The following is a 24,653-nucleotide window of genomic DNA, read 5'->3' as shown; positions in this document are numbered from 1 at the left end:
GCCACTTTCCTCACTTCCGTTTCCGGGTAGAATGCTCGTTCGCATGCGGCCATGAGGGCTGCACGGGCGACGCTCACGGGGCCGCCCTCCATCCCTTTAGTGTGGAAGATCCTGCCGATATGTTTGCGCCTTTGTTAAAGAAACTTTTTGGAAGCAAGAACGAGCGTGAAGTCAAACGCATGCTCAAGACGGTGCAGCTCGTCAATGCCTTCGAAGAGCAAATGGTGGCCCTTTCGGACGATCAATTGCGTGCCAAGACCGCCGAGTTCAAGGCCCGCATCGCCAAAGGGGAAACCCTCGACAAGCTGCTGCCAGAAGCCTTTGCGGTCGCCCGCGAAGCCGGCAAGCGCGTCATGGGCATGCGCCACTTCGACGTACAGCTCGTCGGTGGCATGACCCTGCACGAAGGCAAAATTGCCGAAATGCGTACCGGTGAGGGTAAAACCCTCGTGGCGACCCTGGGTGTTTACCTCAACGCGCTGTCCGGCAAGGGCGTGCACGTGGTGACGGTGAACGACTACCTGGCCCGTCGTGACGCCAACTGGATGCGTCCGCTGTATGAATTCCTCGGCCTGACCGTCGGCGTCGTGACGCCGTTCCAGCCGCCGGAAGAGAAGCGCGCCGCCTACGCCGCCGACATCACCTACGGCACCAACAACGAATTCGGGTTCGACTACCTGCGCGACAACATGGCGTTCAGCATGGAAGAAAAATTCCAGCGCGAACTCAATTTTGCCGTGATCGACGAAGTCGACTCCATCCTCATCGACGAAGCGCGTACCCCGCTGATCATCTCCGGTCAGGCCGAGGACAGCTCCAAGCTGTACATGGAGATCAATAAACTGATCCCGCAGCTGGAACTGCACGTCGAAGAAGTAGAAGGCGAAGTCACCAAGGCCGGCCACTACACCGTTGACGAGAAGACCCGTCAGGTCGAGCTCAACGAAGCCGGTCACCAGTTCATCGAAGACATGCTCACCCGCGTCGGCCTGCTGGCTGAAGGCGAAAGCCTGTACTCGGCACACAACCTGGGCCTGCTGACCCACGTGTATGCCGGTCTGCGTGCGCACAAGCTGTTCAACCGCAACATTGAATACATCGTGCAGGACGGTCAGGTCGTGCTGGTCGACGAACACACCGGTCGTACCATGCCGGGCCGTCGTCTGTCCGAAGGCCTGCACCAGGCTATCGAAGCCAAGGAAGGTCTGAACATCCAGGCCGAGAGCCAGACCCTGGCCTCGACTACGTTCCAGAACTACTTCCGTCTGTACACCAAGCTGTCCGGCATGACCGGTACCGCTGACACCGAAGCGTTCGAATTCCACCAGATCTATGGTCTGGAGGTGATGGTCATTCCGCCGAACAAGCCGTTGGCGCGTAAGGACTTCAACGACCTGGTGTTCCTGACTGCCGAAGAGAAGTACGCGGCAATCGTTACCGACATCAAGGAAAGCATGGCCGCCGGTCGTCCGGTGCTGGTGGGTACTGCCACCATCGAAACCTCCGAGCACATGTCCGCATTGCTCGTGAAGGAAGGCATCGAACACAAGGTTCTGAACGCCAAGTTCCACGAAAAAGAAGCCGAGATCATCGCGCAGGCCGGTCGTCCGGGCGCCCTGACCATCGCCACCAACATGGCCGGTCGTGGTACCGACATCCTGTTGGGCGGTAACTGGGAAGTGGAAGTCGCGTCGCTGGAGAACCCGACCCCCGAGCAGATCGCGCAGATCAAGGCCGACTGGCAGAAGCGCCACCAGCAAGTGCTGGAATCCGGCGGTCTGCAGGTGATCGCGTCCGAGCGCCACGAATCCCGTCGTATCGACAACCAGCTGCGTGGCCGTGCCGGCCGTCAGGGCGATGCCGGTTCCAGCCGCTTCTACCTGTCGCTGGAAGACAGCCTGATGCGCATCTTCGCCTCTGACCGGGTGAAGAACTTCATGAAAGCCCTGGGCATGCAGCCGGGCGAAGCGATCGAGCACCGCATGGTGACCAACGCGATCGAGAAGGCGCAGCGCAAGGTTGAAGGCCGCAACTTCGACATCCGCAAGCAACTGCTCGAGTTCGACGACGTCAACAACGAACAGCGTAAAGTGATCTATCACATGCGTAACACGTTGCTGGCCGCTGACAACATCGGTGAAACCATCGCCGATTTCCGTCAGGACGTGCTCAACGCCACCGTCAGTGCCCACATTCCGCCGCAATCGCTGCCAGAGCAGTGGGACGTCGCCGGTCTGGAAGCCTCGATTGCCAGCGATTTCGGCGTGAAACTGCCGATCCAGCAGTGGCTTGACGAAGACGATCACCTGTACGAAGAAACCCTGCGCGAGAAGCTGATGCAGGAGTTGATCGCCGCGTACAACGAGAAAGAAGACCAGGCCGGTGCCGACGCACTGCGCTCCTTCGAGAAACAAATCGTTCTGCGCGTACTGGACGATCTGTGGAAAGACCACCTGTCGACCATGGATCACCTGCGTCACGGCATCCACCTGCGTGGCTACGCCCAGAAGAACCCGAAGCAGGAATACAAGCGCGAGTCGTTCACGCTGTTCTCCGAGCTGCTGGATTCGATCAAGCGCGACTCGATCCGTGTGTTGTCGCACGTTCAGGTCCGCCGCGAAGATCCGGAAGCCGAAGAACAACGCCTGCGTGAGGAGGCCGAAGCACTGGCCGCCCGCATGCAGTTCGAACACGCCGAAGCCCCGGGCCTGGACCAGCCGGAAGCCCTGGTCGGTGAAGAGGTCGATGTCGCCCTCGCCACCGCCCCGGTTCGCAACGAGCAGAAGCTGGGCCGCAACGAACTGTGCTACTGCGGTTCGGGCAAGAAATTCAAGCATTGCCACGGGCAGATCCAGTAAAACCCGTTTCAATCGCTGAAATACCCGCGCCGCGACCGGCTCCTGCCGTCGCGGCGTTTTGCCATTCAAGCCACCGTCCCTACGATTGGCGGTGCTGACATCATTGAGTAAGGAGCGCATTCATGGCTGTTGGTCTTGGTCCTTTGCCAACGTTGCACCCGGTTGCCGGTTTTGAACTCGGTATCGCCTCGGCCGGCATCAAGCGCCCGGGGCGCAAGGATGTGGTGGTGATGCGTTGCGCCGAAGGCTCTACGGTGGCGGGCGTGTTCACCCTGAACGCCTTTTGTGCGGCGCCGGTGATCCTGGCGAAACAACGTGTGCACAACGCTGTGCGCTACCTGCTGACCAACACCGGCAACGCCAATGCTGGTACCGGTGAGCCGGGCCTGGCTGCGGCCGAGCGCACCACGGCGAAGCTCGCCGAGCTGACCGGTGTCGATGCCAGCCAGATCCTGCCGTACTCCACCGGTGTAATCGGCGAGCCACTGCCGGTCGAGAAGATCGAAGGCGCCCTGCAAGCGGCGCTGGACGACCTGTCGGAAAACAACTGGGAAGCCGCAGCCACGGGCATCATGACCACCGACACCCTGCCCAAGGGTGCCAGCCGCCAGTTCCAGCATGATGGCGTGACCATCACCGTGACCGGTATCAGCAAAGGTGCGGGCATGATCCGCCCGAACATGGCGACCATGCTCGGCTACATCGCCACCGACGCCAAAGTCTCCCGTGATGTATTGCACAACCTGATGCTCGACGGCGCCAACAAGTCGTTCAACCGCATCACCATCGACGGCGACACCTCGACCAACGACTGCTGCATGCTGATTGCCACCGGCAAGGCTGCGCTGCCGGAAATCACTCGCGCTGAAGGCGAGCTGTTCACCAAGTTGAAGCAAGCGGTGTTCGAAGTGTGCATGGACGTGGCCCAGGCCATCGTGCGTGACGGCGAAGGCGCGACCAAGTTCGTCACTGTTGAAGTCAACGGCGGCGGCAATCACCAGGAATGCCTGGACGTCGGCTACACCGTGGCGCATTCGCCGCTGATCAAGACCGCACTGTTCGCCTCCGACCCGAACTGGGGCCGTATCCTGGCCGCTGTCGGCCGTGCCGGTGTGCCGGACCTGGACGTGAGCAAGATCGACGTGTTCCTCGGTGACGTGTGCATCGCCAGCCGTGGCGCCCGCGCAAGCACCTACACTGAGGCGCAGGGTTCGGCGGTGATGCAGCAGGAAGAAATCACCATCCGCATCGAGCTGGGTCGCGGTGATTGCAGCGAAACCATCTGGACCACCGACCTGTCGCATGAATACGTGAAGATCAACGCCGAGTACCGCACTTGATCTAAAAGGTGGGGGCGGGCTGTCGGCCTCTTCGCGAGCAAGCTCGCTCCCACAGTGGTTTCGGCCGTTCACACATGCTGTGTACACCCAAGAACCTGTGGGAGCGAGCTTGCTCGCGAAAGCGATGGTTCAGACTCGACAAGTTTAGAAGCTTCCTCTGACGAAAAGGCGCCACACCCATGTCCCTGCACCTGATCATCGGCGACAAACTGCTTTCCTCCTGGTCCCTGCGCGCGGCACTGGCCGTCGAGCTGACCGGCGCACCCTACACCGAAGAGTTGATCAGACTCGGCAAACCCGACACCCGTGAGCGTCTGCTCAAGCATTCGCCAACCGCCAAGGTCCCGTTGTTGAAAACCTCACGGGGCACCATCGCCGATTCGCTGGCCATCGCCGAATACCTCGCCGAACAGTTTCCGTCCGAACAGCTCTGGCCGAGCGATCTGTTCGCCCGCGCCCAGGCACGATCCGCCTGCGCGCAGATGCACAGTGGCTTCTTCGCCATGCGCAATCACATGCCGTTCAACCTCAACCATGACGCGCCGCTGAACCCGGTGCCGCCAGAAGTGAAGGTCGACATCGAGCGCATGCTCGCGCTGTGGGCCGAATGCCGTGCTGCTGCCACCGAGAGCGGGCCGTACCTGTTTGGTCGGGTGAGTCTGGCCGATGCCTTCTTCGCGCCGATTGCCGTGCGCCTGCGCACCTATCAGGTCAAGCTGCCAGCGGCCGACGAAGCCTATGTTGAAACCGTCTACCAATGGCCGGCCTTCAAGGCATGGCAGAAGGCTGGACTGGAGGAGTTGAATCCGTGAAACGCGTACACGTCGCCGCCGCCGTCATTCGTGACGACAGCGGCAAAGTTCTCATCGCCCGCCGTGCCGACACCCAGCATCAGGGTGGCTTGTGGGAGTTTCCCGGCGGCAAGGTCGAGGCCGACGAGTCGGTGGAAACCGCGCTGGCCCGTGAGCTGCACGAAGAGTTGGGCATTGTCGTCGGTGCTGCCCGTCCACTGATCAAGGTTCACCACGACTACCCCGACAAACAGGTGTTGCTGGATGTCTGGGAAGTGTCGAGCTTCAGCGGCGAACCCCACGGTGCCGAAGGTCAGCCGCTGGCCTGGGTCACCGCGAAGGAACTGGTGGACTATGAGTTTCCCGCCGCCAATCAGCCGATCGTCGCGGCGGCGCGTTTACCGGGCGACTATTTGATCACTCCGGAAGACCTGGAAGCCCCGGCCTTGTTACGCGGCATCCAGAAAGCGATTGCCGGCGGTATCAAGTTGATCCAGTTGCGCGCACCGAACGGCTATGACCCCAAGTATCGCGATCTGGCGGTGGACGCGGCCGGTCTGTGTGCCGGCAAGGCGCAGTTGATGATCAAGGGGCCGTTCGAGTGGCTCGGCGATTTCCCGTCCGCCGGTTGGCACATCACGGCCGCGCAATTGCGTAAATACGCGGCGGCGGGGCGGCCGTTGCCGGCGGAGCGCTGGCTGGCGGCGTCGTGTCACAACGCTGAAGAACTGGCACTGGCCGAGCAGATGGGCGTGGACTTCGTCACGTTGTCGCCGGTGCAGCCGACCTTGACCCATCCGGATGCGCAGCCATTGGGCTGGGAGCAGGCGTCGAGGTTGATCGACGGCTTCAGCAAACCGGTGTTTCTGTTGGGTGGAGTTGGCCCGGCGGAGCGCGAGAAGGCCTGGGGCGTTGGGGCTCAGGGTGTGGCGGGGATTCGGGCGTTCTGGCCGGATTCTCTGTAACGGCTGCTGGCCTCTTCGCGAGCAAGCTCGCTCCCACATTTGACTGCATTCCAACTGGATGAACCGAATCAACTGTGGGAGCGAGCTTGCTCGCGAAGGCGGCCTGTCAGACGCTACTTTTCTGCAGGTTTTACCGCCGGCTGCCACAAAATCTCCGCAATCCCCTGCCGCCGCGCAATCAACCTGGCCGCGACGAACAACAAATCCGACAACCGATTGATATACGCCAGGCCGACCCCGGCCAACGGCTCAAGCGCATTCAAATGCTGACAACGGCGCTCGGCACTGCGCGCCAGGCTCCGGCACACATGCGCCTGAGCAATCAGCAGCGAACCGCCGGGCAGTATGAAGTTCTCCAGCGGCCCCAATTCTTCATTCCACACATCAATCGCTGCTTCCAGACGCTGGATTTCCACCGTATTCAACGCCTGATATTCCGGCATCGCCAGCTCGCCGCCGAGATCGAACAGCCGGTGCTGACAAGGCGCCAACACGTCGATCAGCTCGTTCAGCCCCGGACAGGCCTCGCGCTCGGCCAACAACCCCGCCAGCAGCACGCCGACCTGACTGTTCAGCGTATCGACTTCGCCAATCGCCTCGATCCGCGGATGATCCTTGGGCACGCGACGTCCATCGCCCAGGCCAGTTTCGCCTGTGTCGCCGGTGCGGGTGTAAATCTTCGACAAGCGAAAGCCCATGCTTTACCTCGGTAGTTGATTGTTTTCGGCCGCTATCGGCGCAGGTTGCGTCAGCGGCAGGCGCAGGGTGAAGCAGGTGCCCTGGCCGGGCGCCGATTGCACTTCCATCTGGCCTTTGTGGTTGTTGGTGATGATGAAATACGACACCGACAAACCCAGCCCCGTGCCTTGGCCGATTTCCTTGGTGGTGAAGAACGGCTCGAACGTGCGTTTGCGCACGCTCTCGCTCATGCCGATACCGTTGTCTTCGACCTGAATCTCGGCCCACGGCGGATTGAGCCGGGTGCGCAGGATGATCCGCCCGGGCTCGCTGTCATCTTCGCGCTGGTGAATGGCCTGCGCGGCGTTTTTCAGCAGGTTGAGCAACACTTGCTCCAGCTCGTTGGCGGTGCCTGGCACCGGACCGAGGGCCGGGTCGAATTGACGGATGATCGCCTGCCCCTTGAAGTCGAAGCCGATGGCCAGGTCGAAGTCGTTGCCGGCGATTTCCACGGCCTGATCAATCAGCGCCGGCAGATCGCATGGCGCCATTTGCCGGGTGCTGCGACGGCTGAAGCTGAGCATATGGGTGACGATCTTCGCGGCCCGTGCGCCGGCCTGTTGAATGCCGTCGAGCAACTGCGGGACCTCCCGGCCCTGCAAGTAACGGTTGACCGTGTCCAGATCGATGCCCAGTTGCTCGGCGGTTTCGAGGTTCTTCGGCAGGTCCGCCGACAGCCGCCGACGAATGTTCTGCACGTTGTGCAGGATCGCCCCCAGCGGGTTGTTGATTTCGTGAGCCATGCCAGCGGCAAGTCCGCCGACCGAAAGCATTTTTTCCGACTGCACCATCATCTCTTCCAGCGACAGGCGCTGGGTGATGTCGTCGATACGGATCACCACGCCACGCCCGGCGCCGCCCATCAATGGGTAGAAGGTCAGGGCGTAATGCTTGGGTTCGTCGTCCTTGAACCAGGTCACCCGCTCGATTTTCGCCACGGTGTGTTCTTCCACAGTCTGCTTGAGTTGTGGCAGAAATGGCTTGAGTGGCTCGAACGCGAGGAAGATCGGCTGGTTCAGCGCTTCGTCCAGGCGCGTACCGGAAAGCGCACTGGCCTCCTGGTTCCACTGGGTGACATAAAGCTGTTCGTCGAGGGCGATCAGTGCCGAGGGCATCGAGTCGATGATGCTGTTGAGGTAATTCTGGAAGCCGGTGAGCTTCTTCTCGATCTTGCTGCGCACCTGGACTTCCAGTTCCAGTTTGCGGTTGGTGTGGCGGGTTTCCTCTGCAAGCCCCTGCGCCTGATCGTAGGCGGCTTGCGAGTCATCGCGCGCACGCTTGAGCTGTTGCTCACGGGCTTCGATGCGCGACAGCATGGTGTTGAACGCTTCCGCGAGGCTGCCGATTTCGTCGTGGTTGCCCCGTGAGGCGCGCAGGGCATAGTTTTCCTCGCGGGTCACCTGGCGCGACAACTCTTCAAGTTGATGAATCGGATGGGTGATCAGGCGTTTGATCTGCCGGGCAATCACCAGCCACAGCAGCACACTGAAGATCAGGATGCCGAGGCTCGCAGTCAACGTGCCAGTGTAGAACGCCATCGGCAGCTCGCTGCTCGCGACCAGTAGCAAATGGCCCGGTGCGGTACCGGGGCGGGGCAGGGTGATCAACTGGTTACTGCGAAACTCGGTGAGTTGCCAGGCTTCGATGTGCCGGTAACGTTCCGGCAAGTTGAGTTTGTCGCCGCGTTGCATCTGCGCGAGCCGTTCGCCTTTGCCGTCATACAGCGCGGCGGCGCGCAGTGGAGAATAGCTGTCGAGTTCCTTGAGCAGGCGCTCGGCACTTTGCGGCGATTCCAGGGCTTGTGACACCAGGCTGGGGTTGGAAATCAGCCGGCCGATGGTCTGCAGTGCCTGCGGCGCCATGCTTTCCTGGGAGATGTAGTAGGCGGCACTGATGAACGTCAGGTTGGCAACCAGCAGGACAGTGGTCAACAGCACCAGCAGGGCGGCCAGCAGTTTCTGGCCGACCGGCAGGTTTTCAAGGCGCTGGCGCAATGGCATCAGAGTAATCGCAGCAAAGGAACAAGCGGTCAGCGTAGCGGGTGCTCAGTCGCTGGGCAATCCAAGGCTGTGCAGATGAGCGACCAGGCGCACTTGCAACTGATTGAGATGGGGCAAGTGCAGTTGATGGCGCGTGGCAACTTTGCAGGCGTGGCCCAATAGATAACTGATTTCGGTACGGCGTCGGCTGGCCACGTCCTGATACATCGAAGAGTAATTGGCCGCGGTGGCCAGGATCACCCGCTCGACTTCCTGTTGCAGGTTGTCTGCCGCTGCCGGTTGGCCGCAGCGCTGCAGTAACTCGGTCAGTTCCGCGCACAGGATAGCGACTTCACAGTGATGCGCCTGCAATCCACCGTTACGGCAGTCATGCAGCACGGTCAGCGGGTTGATCGCACAGTTGAGCGCCAGCTTGCGCCACAGCCGGGTGAGGATATCGGTGCTCCACTCATGAGGGATTTTCGCCGCGTCCAGATCATCCAGCCAGATCGGCGACACCGCATGCGCGACGTCGCCGAGCCAGGTGTAGCCGTGACCGGCAAACACCACCCGCCAGTCGCCGTCGCGAAAGGCGCCTTCGGTGCTCGAGGCGCTGATGCAGCGTGCCTGCGGGACGCGGTTGGCGACGGCGTCCTGACTGCCGAGGCCGTTTTGCAGCAAGATCAGTTCAGCGTCGGCTGTCAGGCGTGAAGCGAGGCCGGCGACGGCGTTTTCGGCGTCGTATGCCTTGCACGCCACGAGCAGGCGGCGGATCGGCTCTGGGTCGTCGGTCGTTTGCGCGGGGACGGCATAGGTGTTGGCTTCGCCGTGTTCGACCAGCGTCAGGCCGCCGGCTGCGTTATAGCTGCGCAAACGCTCGGCATCACGCACGATCAGCCGCACCGCCAGCCCCGCCCGGGCCAGGCGGGTGGCCCATAGCGTGCCGAGGCTGCCGGCGCCGAGAACGTGCCAGGGGGTGGACATCAGTTTTTCACTCGGTAAGGTACTGGCATGCAAGGCTCGCCGTATCGGTGGGAAAAGACCCGTTATAATGAGCCCGATTTTAACCGCAAGCCAAGCGCGCTCCATCCACATCGGGCGCGCCTTTTTATTGGAGAGATTACATGCCGTCGTTCGACGTGGTATCCGAACTGGACAAACACGAGCTGACCAACGCGGTCGAGAACGCCGTGAAGGAACTCGATCGTCGTTATGACCTGAAAGGCAAAGGCAGCTTCGAGTTCAAGGAAAAGGACCTGACCGTCAACCTGACCGCTGAAGCCGGGTTCCAGCTGGAAGCGATGATCGAGATCCTGAAGCTGGCCCTGACCAAGCGCAAGATTGATGTGCAGTGCCTGGAAGTCAAAGACGCTTACGCCTCGGGCAAGCTGATGAAGCAGGACGCCATCCTCAAGGAAGGCATCGACAAGGAGCTGGCGAAGAAGATCGTCGCGCACATCAAGGACGCCAAGCTCAAGGTCCAGGCCGCCATCCAGGGCGAGCAGGTGCGTGTTACCGGCAAGAAGCGCGACGACCTGCAGGAAGCCATCGCGGCCCTGCGTGCCAAGGAATTCGGCATGCCACTGCAATTCAACAATTTCCGCGACTAAGCTTTCCGGTCGGGGAACCTCTCGGCGTTTTCAACGTCCGAGGGCCCAGCAGCGGCAGAAACGATTGAGCCCCAACAGGTTCAGTCTTTCTGCCGTTGATTTTTTTCAGGCCGGGTAGCCGGAAATCAGGAGATAGAAGATGGATTTGAATGCTGAGGTAGACAACCTGGTCAAGGCATCCCAAGCGTGGATTCCGATGATCATGGAATACGGCAGCCGCGTGTTGCTGGCGGTGATTACCCTGGCGATCGGCTGGTGGTTGATCAACAAGGTCACGCAAAAGCTCGGCGGTCTGCTGGCCCTGCGCAATGCTGACTTGGCGCTGCAAGGCTTCATCAGCAGCCTGGCGAACATCATTCTCAAGGTGTTGCTGATCGTCAGCGTGGCCTCGATGATCGGTGTTGAAACCACCTCGTTCGTTGCCGCGATTGGTGCGGCGGGCCTGGCCATCGGTCTGGCATTGCAAGGCAGCCTGGCGAACTTCGCCGGCGGCGTGCTGATTCTGCTGTTCCGCCCGTTCCGCATCGGTGACTGGATCGAAGCGCAGGGCGTGTCGGGTACGGTCGACAGCATCCAGATTTTCCACACCGTGCTGCGTACCGGCGACAACAAGACCATCATCGTGCCGAATGGCAACCTGTCGAACGGCATCATCACCAACACCAATCGTCAGCCAACCCGCAAAGTGGTGTTCGATGTGGGTGTCGATTACGAAGCCGATCTGCAAAAGGCCCGTCAGGTGCTGCTGGATCTGGCCAAAGATGAGCGTGTGCTGCAGGATCCTGCGCCGCAAGCCGTGATTTCGACACTGGGTGACAGTTCGATCACTGTATCCCTGCGTGTCTGGGTGAAAACCGCAGACTACTGGGATGTGCTGTTCATGTTTAACGAACAGTCGCGTGATCGTTTAAAGACTGCCGGCATTGATATTCCTTTTCCGCAACGCGTGATCCGCGTGGTACAGGAATCGGCAACACAATGATAGGTTGCTAATTAATTGCCTGACTTATCGGTCAGGCAACTATGACAAGTGACAGGCAATAAAAAAGGCCCATCGCAAGATGGGCCTTTTTTTATGCTTCCAAACTAACCACTGACAATTACAGGATGTTCAGTGGGTATTCGGTGATCAGGCGGAACTCTTTGACATCACCTTCGCCTTCATCAGCGTTAGCAACGTGCCAGGCTTGACGGATGCGGAACGACAGATCTTTCGCTGGGCCAGACTGAACAACGTACTTGGCTTCGAAGTTGGTTTCGTGGTGTTTGCCGTCTTCACCGTAAAGACCGGTGTAAGCGCTACCCGCTGGGGTGTGGGTACCGTCGATATCCCAACCTTTAACGTAACGAACCATGAAGCTCAGACCAGGAACGCCGTACTCGGCCATTTTCAGGTCGTAACGAGCTTGCAGGGATTTCTCGCCTGGAGCGTTGAAGTCAGAGTACTGGATAGAGTTGGCGAGGAAGATCGAGTCGCCACCACGGTTGTTCTTGCCCACACCGACGTAGTCGAACGGGGTGTCGCCGTTGACCTTCTGGAAGCCCAGGGTGAAGGTATGTGCCTTCAGGAACGACAGGGCGGTTGCCAGCGAGAAGGCGGTGTTGCTGATGTCGCCCGCTTTGGCGCTGCCGGTGTCGGTGGTGCGGTAGATGTTGAAGTCAGTGTTCAGCGAAGTGTCACCACCGAATGGCGTGGTGAGGTTCACGTTCGCGTAGTACTGGTTCCAGATGTCTTCCAGCTTGGCGCCGTAGAGCGAAGCAGTCAGGTTTTCAGTGATGCCGTACTTGCCGCCAAAGTAGTCGATGGACTTGGCTTCAACGCCAGCGTAGTTAGCGTACAAGCCGCCGTTACGGGCGTTTTTGTCCTGGCTGGTCGCCGAGTAGAAGTGACCGGCTTCGAGGTCAAGGTCTTTGACTTCGCTGCTCTGCAACTGGAAGCCACTGGCAGATTGCGGAATAACACGCGAGCCGCCAACTGCGAACACAGGAGCCGTGCTTGGCTGCTGGTCGCCGATTTTCAACTCGGTTTTGGAAATACGGAATTTAACGGCTGCGCCGGCTTTGCCTTGGCTGTCGTTAACGTCGTGCGCATAACCGTTGGCCTTGACGGTGTCGCTACGGCTCATGTTGCCGGTGCCGGAAGTACCATCACCGCCATCCAGTTTGACCGCCAGGTAACCGAATGCATCGATACCGACGCCTACGGTGCCTTGGGTGTAGCCGGAAGTGAAATTGCCGAGGAAGCCCTGGGTCCAGTCTTTCTGATCGTGGCCACCGTTCTTGTTGTCGCGGTTGAAGTAGTAGTTCTTCAACGTCTCGGTGAGTTTCGCGTCTTCAACGAAACCTTTGGCTTCTGCCTGGTCACTAACAAACGGGGCGGCCGTAGCCACTTGAGTACTGGCTGCTGCTGCAACTGCCAGTGCGATCATGCTCCACTTCATCACGCGCATCGTGATTTGCTCCTTTGGTTTTAGAAGAGTACTGCCGTCCCACCTGTTTTATTATCTGGGCGGCTCTTTCTTTTTGTGTCGGCGCAAACTTATATCACGCCGACAATGTTGGCGATACTTGCTGATCCAACCTTTCAGCATCTTTACGACGTTGTCGCAGATGGCGTGGTGGATGTCGCAAATTCACAGTACCTACGCAGCCGGACTGACAACTTTCTCGCTGTTTTTTTGCCTTCAGCATCGGTAAAAAAGAGTCCCTGGCAAAACACTTGAATCTCCATCGGGCAACCCTGCCACTGTTCTTATGGGGCTTAAGGCATCCACTTCCAGTGGTGCGCTTATAGTCCATATGGGTATGAATGCAACAAGCGTGCACAAACCGCAATTTTGCTGCGGTTATTTTTCTGAACACCCGCTTGAGTATGTGAAAACCTTGTGAAACCTAGGCTTCAAGCCCGATTTTTTCAGTGCTTGACGCCTTTGCTTCTATGGTGTTGCCGCACCGTAAAGTGCGCGTGACAACCAAAAACGTTACCGGTTCACCCCGCCAGTGAGTATTTGGCGGATACCCGACGCACTCAGCGTAGACGCACTGTGCGGTTTTGGTGCAAAAAATTTTACAGCTGTTCCGGATTCATACAGTTGAGATCGGGCTGGAGGCTGAGCGCATCAGGGGTTTTCAGCCATTTCCTTGCTTCTGAAACCGATATGGGTGCTGTACTGGTGCGCGGTCTCGATAAATGTTCCATGCCGGGGCGGGCGCAGCGCTCGCGATCACAGCCTTCGTGAAGGTCGGCGCATTCGCAGGTATGCTGCCGTCCTGTCGCTTGGTGCGTCTTTCGCGAGAAGGGCCGCTAAGCTGAATAATGTCGATCAGCCGGGAGTGCGCGCAGTGTTTGCTTTAGATTCACGACTTCAACAGGACACGCTGGTCATCGGTGACTTTCCGCTGTGCCGGCTGCTGCTGTCCAATGACGCCAACTACCCGTGGTTCATCCTGGTGCCTCGTCGCGACGATATCAGCGAGTTGTTTCAGTTGGATGTCGCCGACCAGCAGCAGCTGTGGCAGGAAACCACCACGCTGGCCGAGTTGCTCAAGGATTCGTTCGACGCCGACAAGCTGAACGTGGCGACCCTGGGGAACGTCGTCAGTCAGTTGCACATGCATGTGATTGTGCGTAAGCGCGACGACGCCGCATGGCCGGCGCCGGTCTGGGGCAAGCACCCGGCCAGACCTTACAGCGCCGGGCAGGTGGCCGCGATTCGCGAGCGCCTGCGCCTGGTGCTGACCGAAGATTTCACGTTTCTGGAGGGCTGAATCATGAGCCTGGAACAACGCGTTACCGATCTGGAAAGCCGTCTGGCCTTTCAGGATGACACCATTCAGGCGTTGAACGACGTCCTGGTGGCACAGCAGCGGGTAGTCGAGCGGCTGCAATTGCAGATGGCCGCATTGCTCAAGCGTCAGGAGGAGATGGTCGGGCAGTTCGAATCGTTCGAGGAAGAGGCGCCGCCGCCACACTATTGAGCCGGGAGCTTTTCTCCAGGCATAAAAAAAACCGCGCACAGCTCAGGCTGTTCGCGGTTTTTTTGCTTTGGATCAGCGACGCGGCAGAGCGGCGATCACGTCTTCGGCTTGCAGACCCTTGTCCCGGTTCATCACCGAGAACTCCACGCGCTGGCCTTCGACCAGAACGCGGTGGCCTTCGCCACGGATGGCGCGAAAGTGCACGAAAATATCATCGCCGGAATCCCGGGAGATAAAGCCGAAGCCTTTGGAAGTGTTGAACCACTTGACGGTGCCGGTATCGCGGTTGCTCATGTCGTAGCTGGTTGGCGCGGCGGCAGGTGAAGACTTATAGAAGCTGACGGCCAGGTGCAGGATCACGGCCACCAGGGCAATCGCCAGGCTGAACAGCACGGCTGGCTGGCCGGCGATGACAGGCATCGGCGCGATCAGGGTCAGCGTTTGCAGGACGACGGTCAGGATCAGAAGCGCGCTGACCAGGTTTTGCAGATGCTGACGCGGGCCCTTGTTCCAGTACGGGATCACTGGGGCGAGAAGCAGGTTCAGCAGGCCGAAAAAGGCCAGGTAAAGTGCATCGGGTTGTTGCAGGTAGGGAACAGCTTCGGATTTCAAGCTAGGGATGAACGACAGCAGCAATGCCGCTGCGCCCATTAGCAGGTGGACGATTTTCAACATTTTGATTGGCTCACGTTTTATGACGGCTCACAAGGAAGAGCTGAAGGCGCACGGTTCGCTTCGAACAAAATAAAGAGGCGGTAGGCACGTACACGGCATCAGCCTATGCGCCACGCCCCGAAAAATGGGGCGTGGCGACACACTGCCTATTTAACAGCAAAGCCTGCGGCTACTCAAATCAGCCCGGCCAGCGGCATGGCGACGGTCGATTTGTCGCAGGCTGTGCACCCGATCAGGGCTGCGGGCTGTCAATAGCCTTGCTAGAGTGGGTCTGCACCTGTTGGATGAATTCAATCGCCGTTAGGAGGTAAACATGGCAATCGATATCGGTATCAGTGAAGAGGATCGCAAGTCCATCGTTGAGGGGCTGTCGCGTCTGCTGTCGGACACCTACGTGCTGTATCTGAAAACCCATAACTTCCACTGGAACGTGACCGGTCCCATGTTCCGTACGCTGCATTTGATGTTCGAAGAGCAATACAACGAACTGGCGCTGGCCGTGGACTTGATCGCCGAGCGTATCCGGGCCCTGGGGTTCCCGGCGCCGGGCGCCTATGCCACTTACGCACGTCTTTCTTCTATCAAGGAGGAGGAGGGGGTCCCGAGCGCGGAGGCCATGATCAAACAACTGGTCGAGGGGCAGGAAGCCGTGACCCGTACCGCGCGTGGCATTTTCCCGCTGCTGGACAAGGTCAGCGACGAGCCGACGGCCGACTTGTTGACCCAGCGTATGCAAGTGCATGAGAAAACTGCATGGATGTTGCGCGCCTTGCTCGAGGCCTGACCGACGGCGCGCGCGGGCAGGCCTGAGGGTTGCTCGCGCGCTGTCCGCAATCTTACTGCTGTCGTTGGCTTATCCTACGTTGATGGTCAATAAGTCATCTGGATATAACTTTGCGTCTGCGCTTTTATGAGGGCCACAGGGAGTGACTTTCACAACAGGCAGAGATGACAAAGGAGTGTCACCGATATGTTAGATGGAGACAGGCGAGGCGACAGCCATACTGGCGTGCCTCATGCGTTGAGAGTCGATTCGTTCGTCAATGAATTCGACATGTCATTGATCCGGCCGTTATCCCGGTCCGTTCGTTTGAATGGTTATGCGACCTGCCTGAGACTGGAGCAGGTCTACTGGAACATCCTCGGCCAGATGGCCGCCGACAATCGTTGTTCGGTCAGTTCACTGTTGTCCCGCGTCGATCGCGAAGTGCAATTGCGTCACGGGGGGGTGAAAAACTTCAGTGCACTGGTTCGGGTCGTGTGCGTGATGAACGGCGCCAAGGAGAAGGCGCCCGCCATTGCGCTTTGAAAACGGCGGTCGTCAGTAAGGTCGCGGCCTGTGCAGTCTTACGGCTGCACAGGCCGCATTTAATGGATATAATCCCGCTCTTTCGCCGCAAAGCCCTGCGCGCGGTGGCAATCTGATCGCCGAGACACCCCCATGCCGATGTACGATTACCAATGTGCTTCCTGTGGTCATCAGTTGGAAGCCATTCAAAAGATCAGCGAGGCACCGCTGGTCGACTGCCCTGCCTGCCAGGCGCCAGAGCTCCGGAAACAGCTGTCCATGCCAGGCTTTCGCCTCAGCGGCAGCGGTTGGTACGAAACCGATTTCAAGACCGGCGCCAAGAAGAATCTGGCCGGTGGCGACAAATCTGACTAGGGTTCAGGCCCAGGTCGAACGACACGCGTGAGTTTCTACATGTCGCACAATGCTTGAGTGCGGCGGGATCTCCACCGAATTTCGAATTACGAGAAGCGAACCACTACCATGATGCGCAGCCACTATTGCGGCCAACTGAATGAAAGCCTGGAAGGCCAGGAAATTACCCTTTGCGGATGGGTTCACCGTCGCCGCGACCACGGCGGGGTGATTTTCCTCGATATCCGTGACCGTGATGGTCTGGCTCAGGTGGTGTTTGACCCGGATCGCGCCGAGAGCTTCGCCGCCGCTGACCGTGTGCGCAGCGAGTACGTGGTGAAGATCACCGGTAAAGTGCGTCTGCGTCCGGCCGGCGCGACCAACGCCAACATGGCGTCGGGCATGATCGAAGTGCTGGGTTACGAGCTGGAAGTGCTGAACGAGTCGGAAACCCCGCCGTTCCCGCTCAACGAATACTCCGACGTCGGCGAAGAAACCCGCCTGCGCTATCGCTTCCTCGACCTGCGTCGTCCGGAAATGGCCGAGAAGCTGCGTCTGCGTTCGCGCATGACCACCAGCATTCGTCGCTACCTCGACGAGAACGGCTTCCTTGACGTGGAAACGCCGATCCTGACTCGCGCAACGCCAGAAGGCGCCCGTGACTATCTGGTGCCAAGCCGTACTCACGCCGGTTCGTTCTTCGCCCTGCCGCAATCGCCGCAGCTGTTCAAGCAACTGCTGATGGTCGCCGGCTTCGACCGTTACTACCAGATCGCCAAGTGCTTCCGCGACGAAGACCTGCGTGCCGACCGTCAGCCTGAGTTCACTCAGATCGACATCGAGACCAGCTTCCTCGACGAAAAAGACATCATGGGCCTGACCGAAGGCATGATCCGCAACCTGTTCAAGGAAGTGCTGGATCTGGAATTCGGCGAATTCCCGCACATGACCTTCGAAGAAGCCATGCGTCGTTACGGCTCCGACAAGCCGGACCTGCGTAACCCGCTGGAACTGGTCGATGTTGCCGATCAACTCAAAGAAGTTGAATTCAAGGTCTTCAGCGGCCCGGCCAACGATCCGAAATGCCGTATCGCCGCACTGCGCGTTACAGGCGGCGCGAGCATGCCGCGCAAGCAGATCGACGACTACACCAAGTTCGTCGGCATCTACGGTGCCAAGGGCCTGGCGTATATCAAGGTCAACGAGCGTGCTGCCGGTGTTGAAGGCCTGCAGTCGCCGATCGTGAAGAACATCCCTGAAGACAAGCTGAACGTGATCCTCGATCGCGTCGGTGCTGTCGATGGCGACATCGTGTTCTTCGGCGCCGACAAGGCCAAGATCGTCAGCGAAGCCCTGGGCGCGCTGCGGATCAAGCTCGGTCACGATCTGGACCTGCTGACCTGCAAGTGGGCACCGATGTGGGTCGTTGACTTCCCGATGTTCGAAGAAAACGACGACGGCAGCTTCTCGGCCCTGCACCACCCGTTCACTGCGCCGAAGTGCTCTCCTGAAGAACTGGAAGCCAATCCGGCCGGCGCACTGTCCCGTGCGTACGACATGGTTTTGAACGGCACTGAACTGGGTGGCGGTTCGATCCGTATCCACCGCAAGGAAATGCAGCAAGCGGTGTTCCGTCTGCTGGGTATCAATGAAGCAGAACAGGAAGAGAAATTCGGCTTCCTGCTCGACGCGCTGAAGTACGGTGCACCGCCGCACGGTGGTCTGGCCTTCGGTCTGGACCGTCTGGTGATGCTGATGACCGGCGCCCAGTCGATCCGTGAAGTGATCGCCTTCCCGAAAACCCAGAGCGCTGCCGACGTCATGACGCAAGCACCGGGTGTGGTGGATGCCAAGGCGCTGCGCGAACTGCACATCCGTTTGCGCGAAACGCCAAAGGCTGAGTAAGACGGGCCTGAAGGCGCATCTTCGGATGCGCCTTTTTTCTTTCCAGAGAGAGCAGGTCGAGATTTTTTTGTTTGCCGGCCAGCGCAGTTTCGCGCGGCGGGCAACGTTTCAAAGAGAATTCGGAGCGAGTTATGGCAGGTCATTCCAAGTGGGCGAACATCAAGCACCGCAAAGAACGTCAGGATGCCAAGAGAGGCAAGATTTTCACCAAGTGGATCCGTGAACTGACCGTTGCCGCCCGTCAGGGCGGCGGCGATCCGGGTTCCAACCCGCGTCTGCGTCTGGCCCTGGACAAGGCGCTGGGTGCAAACATGAGCCGCGACATCATCGACCGCGCCGTGGCCCGTGGCGCCGGCGCGACCGAAGCGGACAACGTCGAGGAGCTGACCTACGAAGGGTACGGCCCGGGCGGTGTGGCGGTGATGGTCGAGTGCATGACCGACAACCGCAACCGTACTGCCGCCGCCGTGCGCCATGCGTTCAGCAAATGCGGGGGCAACCTTGGCACCGACGGTTCGGTGGCCTACCTGTTCGAACGCAAGGGCCAGATCAGCTTCGCGCCGGGCGTTGACGAGGACGCCTTGACCGAAGCGGCGCTGGAAGCCGATGCCGACGACGTGCTGACCCACGACGACGGTTCGATCGACGTGTTCACCTCGTTCACCAGCTTCTACGCCGTGCGCAACGCGCTGGAAGCGGCCGGGTTCAAGGGTGATGACGCGGAAATCGTGATGCAGCCGACCACCAGTGCCGAGCTGGATCTGGAAGGCGCGGAGAAGGTGCTCAAGATGATCGACATGCTTGAGGACCTCGATGATGTGCAGAACGTCTATTCCAATGCGGACATTCCGGAAGACGTGGCCGCTCAGCTCGGTTAAGAGCGACTAGGCTTGAATGTGGGAGCTGGCTTGCCAGCGATGGCGTCGACCCATCAGGTAATGATGGCGCTTGACACTCCGTCATCGCTGGCAAGCCAGCTCCCACATTTGTTTTTGTGTTATTTCGAACCAGCAGGCCTATGACTTTAATTCTTGGTATCGACCCCGGCTCGCGCATCACCGGTTACGGGATTGTTCGCGATACCGGGCGCGGTGGCTGTATCTACGTGGCCTCGGGCTGTATCCGCACCGGCGCCGGCGAACTGCATGAGCGTCTGCAGATCGTCTATCGCGGCGTGCGTGAAATCATTCAGACCTACGGTCCGGTGACCATGGGCATCGAAAAAGTGTTCATGGCAAAAAATGCCGATTCAGCGCTGAAGCTGGGACAGGCCCGCGGGGCTGCTATTGTGGCGGGCGCTGAAGAGTGCCTGGAGATTGCCGAGTACACTGCAACACAGGTCAAGCAAGCCGTGGTCGGCACCGGGGCGGCTAATAAAGAACAAGTGCAGATGATGGTCATGCACATGCTGAAACTGACCAGCAAACCGCAGATCGATGCCTCGGATGCCCTGGCGATCGCCATTTGTCACGCGCACACCCGCTCCAGTCTGTTGCCTCACGGTCTGGGCGCCGCACGCAGTCGTGGCGGGCGCTTGCGTCTCTGATAGCATCAGCATCAATTTTTCCGGAATGCGGACGGCGCCCCTGGGTTGTCGGCGCGCAACCCGCATTTCAACAGTCGCCAGCCCCCGGCTGGCCAGTGCTCAAGGATCTGAAACGTGATTGGACGCTTGCGCGGTACTCTGGCTGAGAAGCAGCCGCCGCACCTGATTCTGGATGTAAACGGCCTTGGGTATGAGCTGGAAGTGCCCATGACCACCCTTTATCGCCTGCCGTCGGTCGGTGAACCGCTGACCCTGCATACCCATTTGGTCGTACGCGAAGACGCGCAGTTACTCTATGGTTTTGCCGGCAAGCGTGAGCGAGACTTTTTTCGCGAGTTGATCCGTCTCAATGGTGTCGGGCCGAAGCTGGCGCTGGCACTGATGTCGAGCCTGGAAGTCGACGAGCTGATTCGCTGCGTGCAGTCGCAAGACACCTCGGCGTTGACCAAGGTGCCGGGGGTTGGCAAGAAGACTGCCGAACGTTTGCTGGTCGAACTCAAGGATCGCTTCAAGGCCTGGGAAACCTCGCCGGCGATGTTTGCTCTGGTGCCGAACCAGCCTGACGGCCCGGCGCCGGTCAATACCGCCGAAAACGACGCGGTCAGCGCGCTGATTTCCCTGGGTTACAAGCCGCAGGAAGCGAGCAAGGCGATTTCCGCGATCAAGGACAAGAATTTGAGCAGTGAAGACATGATCCGCCGCGCCCTGAAGGGAATGATTTAAGTGATTGAAGCTGATCGTCTGATCGCCGCCGCGCACAGTCCGCGCGAGCGCGAAGAAGTCCAGGACCGGGCCATCCGCCCGGTCAGTCTGGCCGACTATATAGGCCAGCCGACGGTACGCGAGCAGATGGAGCTGTTCATTCAGGCTGCCCGTGGCCGAAACGAATCCCTCGACCATACGTTGATTTTCGGCCCGCCGGGGCTGGGCAAGACCACGCTGGCCAACATCATCGCCCAGGAAATGGGCGTGTCGATCAAAAGCACGTCGGGCCCGGTGCTCGAGCGTCCCGGCGATCTCGCCGCGCTGCTGACCAACCTTGAACCGCACGACGTGTTGTTCATCGACGAAATCCATCGCCTGTCGCCGATCGTTGAAGAGGTGCTGTACCCGGCGATGGAAGACTTCCAGCTCGATATCATGATCGGTGAAGGACCGGCGGCGCGTTCGATCAAACTCGATTTGCCACCGTTTACGCTGGTGGGTGCAACCACCCGGGCCGGCATGCTGACCAATCCGTTGCGTGACCGTTTCGGTATCGTCCAGCGTCTTGAGTTCTACAGCACCGCTGACCTGTCGACCATTGTCAGTCGCTCGGCGAACATTCTCGGCTTGCCGCTCGATCCGGACGGCGCCTTTGAAGTGGCACGCCGGGCTCGCGGGACGCCGCGAATCGCCAACCGGCTGTTGCGCCGGGTGCGCGATTTCGCCGAAGTGCGGGCCAAGGGGCATATCACCAAAGCAGTGGCGGACCTGGCGTTGAACCTGCTGGATGTCGACGAACATGGTTTCGATCATCAGGACCGGCGTCTGTTGCTGACCATGATCGAGAAGTTCGATGGCGGTCCGGTGGGGGTCGACAGCCTCGCCGCTGCCATCAGCGAAGAGCGCCACACCATCGAAGATGTGCTGGAGCCGTATCTGATTCAGCAGGGCTACATCATGCGCACGCCGCGGGGCCGGGTGGTGACGCGACATGCCTATCTGCACTTCGGTTTAAACATTCCGTCACGAATGGGCGAAATGCCCGTGGCAGACGAGTTTCTCGATGCCGTCGACGACTGATACACATTTTTTGGCGATTTATTCAGGGTTTGTACTGTCAGAGGACGGTACTTTTGCGGTAAAGCCGCGAATCAATGAAAAACAGTTGTCTGGCCGGATTGGCAACCTGAGGAGTAAGCACTAGAGTATGCGCGCGCAAAACGGGCTTGAGCCGTTCGCACATCGTTGTCGCGTTTATTACGAGGACACCGATGCGGGCGGCATCGTGTATTACGTTAATTACCTCAAGTTTATGGAACGGGCTCGAACCGAGCGGCTCCGCGAGCTGGGCTTTGCCCAATCGCAGCTGGCAGGGGAGGACCTGTTGTTCGTCGTGCATTCCAGCGAAGCGCGTTATCACGCGCCGGCGCGACTGGACGATGAACTGCTGGTAAGCGCTGATGTAATCGAATTGAACCGTGCCAGCCTGCGCTTCAAACAGCAGGTCAGGCGGGCAACGGATAATGTGCTGCTCTGTGAAGGGCAGTTTTTGGTGGCCTGTGTGCGCACTAACAGTTTGAAACCCCGGGCCCTTCCCGATGATCTGCGTGCGGCCTTCGCCGACGCGGTCGGTCCGGGTACACACTCTAAGCAGGAGATAAAGCGTGGAAGCTAACGTCGTCGACCATTCCTCCATGTGGAGCCTGGTCAGCAATGCCAGCATCGTGGTGCAGTTGGTAATGTTGACTCTGGTGGCCGCATCGGTGACCTCATGGATCATGATCTTTCAGCGCAGCAACCTGCTGCGTGCCGGTCGACGCGCCCTGGAGAGCTTCGAGGAGCGCTTCTGGTCGGGCATCGACCTGTCCAAGCTGTACCGTCAGGCGGGCAGCAACCCGGACCCGGATTCGGGTGTGGAGCAGATCTTCCGTGCCGGTTTCAAGGAATTCTCCCGTCTGCGTCAGCAGCCTGGCGTCGATCCTGAAGCGGTGATGGAAGGCGTGGCCCGAGCCATGCGCGTCGCCATCTCCCGCGAAGAAGAGAAACTGGAACAGAGCCTGCCGTTCCTCGCCACTGTCGGCTCGGTCAGCCCGTACATCGGTCTGTTCGGTACTGTATGGGGCATCATGAACTCCTTCCGCGGTCTGGCCAGCGCCCAGCAAGCGACCCTGGCCACCGTGGCTCCGGGTATCGCCGAAGCCCTGATCGCCACGGCGATCGGCCTGTTTGCCGCGATCCCGGCCGTTATCGCTTACAACCGTTTCTCTGCCCGCAGCGAAACCTTGCTGAGCCGCTACTACACCTTCGCCGATGAATTCCAGGCGATCCTGCACCGCAAAGTGCACACCAGCGAAGAATAAGCAGGTATTTCCCGATGGCTTTAATCGCTCGAGCCCGAAACAAGCGCAAGCCGGTCGCCGAGATGAACGTAGTGCCTTACATCGACGTGATGCTGGTACTGCTGGTCATCTTCATGGTGACCGCGCCGATGCTCAATCAGGGCGTGAAAGTGGATCTGCCCAAGGTTTCCAGCGAAGCCTTGCCGCAGGACAACAACACTCAGGTGCTGACGATTTCGATCAAGGCTGACAAGACCTATTACTGGAACCTTGGCAGCGAAGTCGATACCGAGAAGCAGCAGGACAGGGCCATGACCCTGCCGCAGATGACCGACGCGGTGACCAAGATCATTCGTGCCGGCACCGAAGGCGGCAAGCGTACCCAGGTCTTTATCCGCGGCGACAAATCCGTCGATTACGGCGCCGTCATGGGCGCCATGGGCGGGTTGCAGAAAGCCGGGGTCGGTAATGTTGGTTTGATTACCGAGGCCCCCTGATGCAGCAACAGCGAGAGCCGTCCGCCTCGGAAAGCTACTTCTGGCCTAGTGTTCTGGCGATTGTCCTGCACGTGCTGGTGTTCGGCATGCTGTTCGTCAGTTTCGCCTTCACACCAGAACTGCCGCCGGCCAAGCCGATTGTCCAGGCGACCCTGTATCAACTGAAATCGAAAAGTCAGGCAACCACCCAGACCAATCAGAAGATTGCGGGTGAGGCGAAGAAATCCGCCGCGCGCCAGACTGAAGTCGAGCAGATGGAGCAGAAAAAGGTCGAGCAGGAAGCGGTGAAGGCTGCGGAACAAAAGAAAGAAGAAGCGGCTCAAAAGGCCGAGGAAGCCAAGAAGGCCGACGAGGCGAAGAAAGCGGACGAAGCGAAGAAGGCTGATGAAGCCAAGAAAGCCGACGACGCGAAGAAAGCCGAGGCCAAGAAGGCAGAAGAGAAACAATTGGCTGATATAGCCAAGAAGAAAGCCGAAGAAGAAGCCAAAAAGGCAGCTGAAGAAGAGGCCAAGAAAGCGGCCGCTGAAGAAGCCAAGAAGAAAATCGTCGAAGACGCGAAGAAGAAAGCCGCCGAAGACGCCAAGAAGAAAGCTGAAGCTGAAGAGGCGAAGAAGAAAGTCGCCGACGAAGCGAAGAAGAAAGCTGCTGCCGATGCTGCGAAGAAGAAATCGCAGGAAGCGGCACGTAAATCCGCCGAAGAGAAAAAGGCTCAGGCCCTGGCTGATTTGCTTTCCGACACGCCGCAGCGTCAGCAGGCCTTGGCCGATGAGCAGGGTGACGAAGTCGCGGGCAGTTTCGATGACTTGATTCGTGCACGGGCAGCAGAAGGTTGGGCTCGTCCTCCTTCGGCACGCAAAGGCATGACGGTCGTGCTGCAGATTGGCATGTTGCCGGACGGTACGGTGACTTCGGTCAGCGTGGCCAAGTCCAGTGGCGACGGTCCGTTCGATGCCTCGGCAGTGGCGGCGGTGAAGAATATTGGACGTTTGACAGAAATGCAGGGAATGAAGGCGAGCGATTTCGCTCCATATCGTTCATTCAAGATGACATTCACACCTGAGGACTTAGCCTTGTGAGAAACCTTC

Annotated in this window: 25 protein-coding genes; 20 read left to right on the top strand and 5 right to left on the bottom strand. The window is 59.4% G+C overall.

Features of this window, described 5'->3' with window-relative positions; genetic code table 11:
• Positions 1–119: 119 nt before the first annotated feature.
• The 4 genes from secA (at position 120) to HV782_RS22600 (ending at position 5,954) form a co-directional block, all read left to right on the top strand.
• Positions 120–2,858, top strand: coding sequence for a preprotein translocase subunit SecA (secA, locus tag HV782_RS22615; RefSeq protein WP_128614080.1), 2,739 nt, complete (start codon positions 120–122; stop codon positions 2,856–2,858).
• Positions 2,859–2,980: 122 nt separating this feature from the next.
• A complete protein-coding gene (gene argJ, locus HV782_RS22610; protein WP_123467239.1) occupies positions 2,981–4,198 on the top strand; it encodes a bifunctional glutamate N-acetyltransferase/amino-acid acetyltransferase ArgJ in 1,218 nt (405 codons plus the stop codon).
• Between the two features lie 179 nt (positions 4,199–4,377).
• Complete coding sequence (locus HV782_RS22605; protein ID WP_128614078.1) at positions 4,378–5,010, top strand: glutathione S-transferase family protein; 633 nt, start codon at positions 4,378–4,380, stop codon at positions 5,008–5,010.
• A complete protein-coding gene (locus HV782_RS22600) occupies positions 5,007–5,954 on the top strand; it encodes a Nudix family hydrolase (RefSeq protein WP_186748192.1) in 948 nt (315 codons plus the stop codon). Before HV782_RS22605 ends, HV782_RS22600 begins: the two co-directional genes overlap by 4 nt.
• Positions 5,955–6,067: 113 nt before the next feature.
• On the opposite strand, the gene HV782_RS22595 is transcribed toward HV782_RS22600, so the two are convergent.
• From HV782_RS22595 to HV782_RS22585, 3 genes are read right to left on the bottom strand one after another with little or no spacing between them, the layout of a single operon-like run.
• Positions 6,068–6,652, bottom strand: coding sequence for a cob(I)yrinic acid a,c-diamide adenosyltransferase (locus HV782_RS22595; protein ID WP_186748193.1), 585 nt, complete (start codon positions 6,650–6,652; stop codon positions 6,068–6,070).
• Between the two features lie 3 nt (positions 6,653–6,655).
• Positions 6,656–8,692 (bottom strand): sensor histidine kinase, encoded by a 2,037-nt coding sequence (locus HV782_RS22590; RefSeq protein ID WP_123467230.1) that lies wholly within the window; start codon positions 8,690–8,692, stop codon positions 6,656–6,658.
• A gap of 45 nt (positions 8,693–8,737) precedes the next feature.
• Positions 8,738–9,655, bottom strand: coding sequence for a putative 2-dehydropantoate 2-reductase (locus HV782_RS22585; RefSeq protein WP_186748194.1), 918 nt, complete (start codon positions 9,653–9,655; stop codon positions 8,738–8,740).
• A gap of 140 nt (positions 9,656–9,795) precedes the next feature.
• Between HV782_RS22585 and HV782_RS22580 the strand changes: the two genes are divergently transcribed.
• Both HV782_RS22580 and HV782_RS22575 read left to right on the top strand, forming a co-directional pair.
• Positions 9,796–10,281 carry a YajQ family cyclic di-GMP-binding protein gene (locus HV782_RS22580; RefSeq protein ID WP_003227548.1) on the top strand — a complete coding sequence of 162 codons (486 nt, stop codon included), beginning with the start codon at positions 9,796–9,798 and terminating at the stop codon, positions 10,279–10,281.
• A 139-nt stretch (positions 10,282–10,420) separates the two neighbouring features.
• Positions 10,421–11,263 (top strand): mechanosensitive ion channel family protein, encoded by an 843-nt coding sequence (locus tag HV782_RS22575; RefSeq protein WP_123467226.1) that lies wholly within the window; start codon positions 10,421–10,423, stop codon positions 11,261–11,263.
• Positions 11,264–11,381: 118 nt separating this feature from the next.
• Here the strand turns inward: HV782_RS22575 and HV782_RS22570 are convergent, their stop codons facing one another.
• On the bottom strand, positions 11,382–12,731 hold the full coding sequence (locus HV782_RS22570) for an OprD family porin (protein ID WP_186748195.1): 1,350 nt from the start codon (positions 12,729–12,731) through the stop codon (positions 11,382–11,384).
• Between the two features lie 892 nt (positions 12,732–13,623).
• On the opposite strand from HV782_RS22570, the gene HV782_RS22565 reads away from it, so the two are divergent.
• Positions 13,624–14,049: an HIT family protein gene (locus HV782_RS22565; protein ID WP_123467222.1), complete on the top strand. Its 426-nt coding sequence runs from the start codon at positions 13,624–13,626 to the stop codon at positions 14,047–14,049.
• A 3-nt stretch (positions 14,050–14,052) separates the two neighbouring features.
• Positions 14,053–14,259, top strand: coding sequence for a SlyX family protein (locus HV782_RS22560; protein WP_123467221.1), 207 nt, complete (start codon positions 14,053–14,055; stop codon positions 14,257–14,259).
• 72 nt (positions 14,260–14,331) lie between these two features.
• On the opposite strand, the gene HV782_RS28785 is transcribed toward HV782_RS22560, so the two are convergent.
• The gene (locus HV782_RS28785; RefSeq protein ID WP_123467219.1) at positions 14,332–14,934 is read right to left on the bottom strand and encodes a cold-shock protein; all 603 of its coding nucleotides are present in this window, start codon (positions 14,932–14,934) and stop codon (positions 14,332–14,334) included.
• 313 nt (positions 14,935–15,247) lie between these two features.
• On the opposite strand from HV782_RS28785, the gene HV782_RS22550 reads away from it, so the two are divergent.
• The 12 genes from HV782_RS22550 to tolA all read left to right on the top strand — a co-directional run bounded on the left by HV782_RS22550 (position 15,248) and on the right by tolA (position 24,644).
• The gene (locus HV782_RS22550) at positions 15,248–15,718 is read left to right on the top strand and encodes a Dps family protein (RefSeq protein ID WP_123467217.1); all 471 of its coding nucleotides are present in this window, start codon (positions 15,248–15,250) and stop codon (positions 15,716–15,718) included.
• A 186-nt stretch (positions 15,719–15,904) separates the two neighbouring features.
• Positions 15,905–16,243: a ribbon-helix-helix domain-containing protein gene (locus tag HV782_RS22545; protein WP_186748196.1), complete on the top strand. Its 339-nt coding sequence runs from the start codon at positions 15,905–15,907 to the stop codon at positions 16,241–16,243.
• Between the two features lie 132 nt (positions 16,244–16,375).
• Positions 16,376–16,597, top strand: a complete 222-nt coding sequence (locus HV782_RS22540; RefSeq protein WP_025112785.1) for an FmdB family zinc ribbon protein — start codon at positions 16,376–16,378, stop codon at positions 16,595–16,597.
• Positions 16,598–16,705: 108 nt separating this feature from the next.
• On the top strand, positions 16,706–18,481 hold the full coding sequence (gene aspS / locus HV782_RS22535; protein WP_186748197.1) for an aspartate--tRNA ligase: 1,776 nt from the start codon (positions 16,706–16,708) through the stop codon (positions 18,479–18,481).
• A gap of 131 nt (positions 18,482–18,612) precedes the next feature.
• The gene (locus HV782_RS22530) at positions 18,613–19,359 is read left to right on the top strand and encodes a YebC/PmpR family DNA-binding transcriptional regulator (protein WP_186748198.1); all 747 of its coding nucleotides are present in this window, start codon (positions 18,613–18,615) and stop codon (positions 19,357–19,359) included.
• 140 nt (positions 19,360–19,499) lie between these two features.
• Positions 19,500–20,027 carry a crossover junction endodeoxyribonuclease RuvC gene (gene ruvC / locus HV782_RS22525; RefSeq protein WP_123467209.1) on the top strand — a complete coding sequence of 176 codons (528 nt, stop codon included), beginning with the start codon at positions 19,500–19,502 and terminating at the stop codon, positions 20,025–20,027.
• Positions 20,028–20,141: 114 nt separating this feature from the next.
• Complete coding sequence (ruvA, locus tag HV782_RS22520; protein ID WP_123467207.1) at positions 20,142–20,750, top strand: Holliday junction branch migration protein RuvA; 609 nt, start codon at positions 20,142–20,144, stop codon at positions 20,748–20,750.
• Positions 20,751–21,812, top strand: a complete 1,062-nt coding sequence (ruvB, locus tag HV782_RS22515; protein WP_123467205.1) for a Holliday junction branch migration DNA helicase RuvB — start codon at positions 20,751–20,753, stop codon at positions 21,810–21,812.
• A gap of 127 nt (positions 21,813–21,939) precedes the next feature.
• On the top strand, positions 21,940–22,407 hold the full coding sequence (gene ybgC / locus HV782_RS22510) for a tol-pal system-associated acyl-CoA thioesterase (protein ID WP_123467202.1): 468 nt from the start codon (positions 21,940–21,942) through the stop codon (positions 22,405–22,407).
• A complete protein-coding gene (tolQ, locus tag HV782_RS22505; protein ID WP_007912733.1) occupies positions 22,397–23,092 on the top strand; it encodes a protein TolQ in 696 nt (231 codons plus the stop codon). The genes ybgC and tolQ overlap by 11 nt, the downstream gene beginning before the upstream one ends.
• Before the next feature lie 23 nt (positions 23,093–23,115).
• The gene (gene tolR, locus HV782_RS22500; RefSeq protein WP_161794900.1) at positions 23,116–23,568 is read left to right on the top strand and encodes a protein TolR; all 453 of its coding nucleotides are present in this window, start codon (positions 23,116–23,118) and stop codon (positions 23,566–23,568) included.
• Positions 23,568–24,644, top strand: coding sequence for a cell envelope integrity protein TolA (gene tolA / locus HV782_RS22495; RefSeq protein ID WP_123467200.1), 1,077 nt, complete (start codon positions 23,568–23,570; stop codon positions 24,642–24,644). The genes tolR and tolA overlap by 1 nt, the downstream gene beginning before the upstream one ends.
• Positions 24,645–24,653: the final 9 nt, after the last annotated feature.

This window comes from Pseudomonas monsensis (assembly GCF_014268495.2).
Classification (GTDB): domain Bacteria; phylum Pseudomonadota; class Gammaproteobacteria; order Pseudomonadales; family Pseudomonadaceae; genus Aquipseudomonas; species Aquipseudomonas monsensis.
Note: the sequence above shows the minus strand (reverse complement) of the source record. Positions and strands in the feature narration are given on the sequence as shown.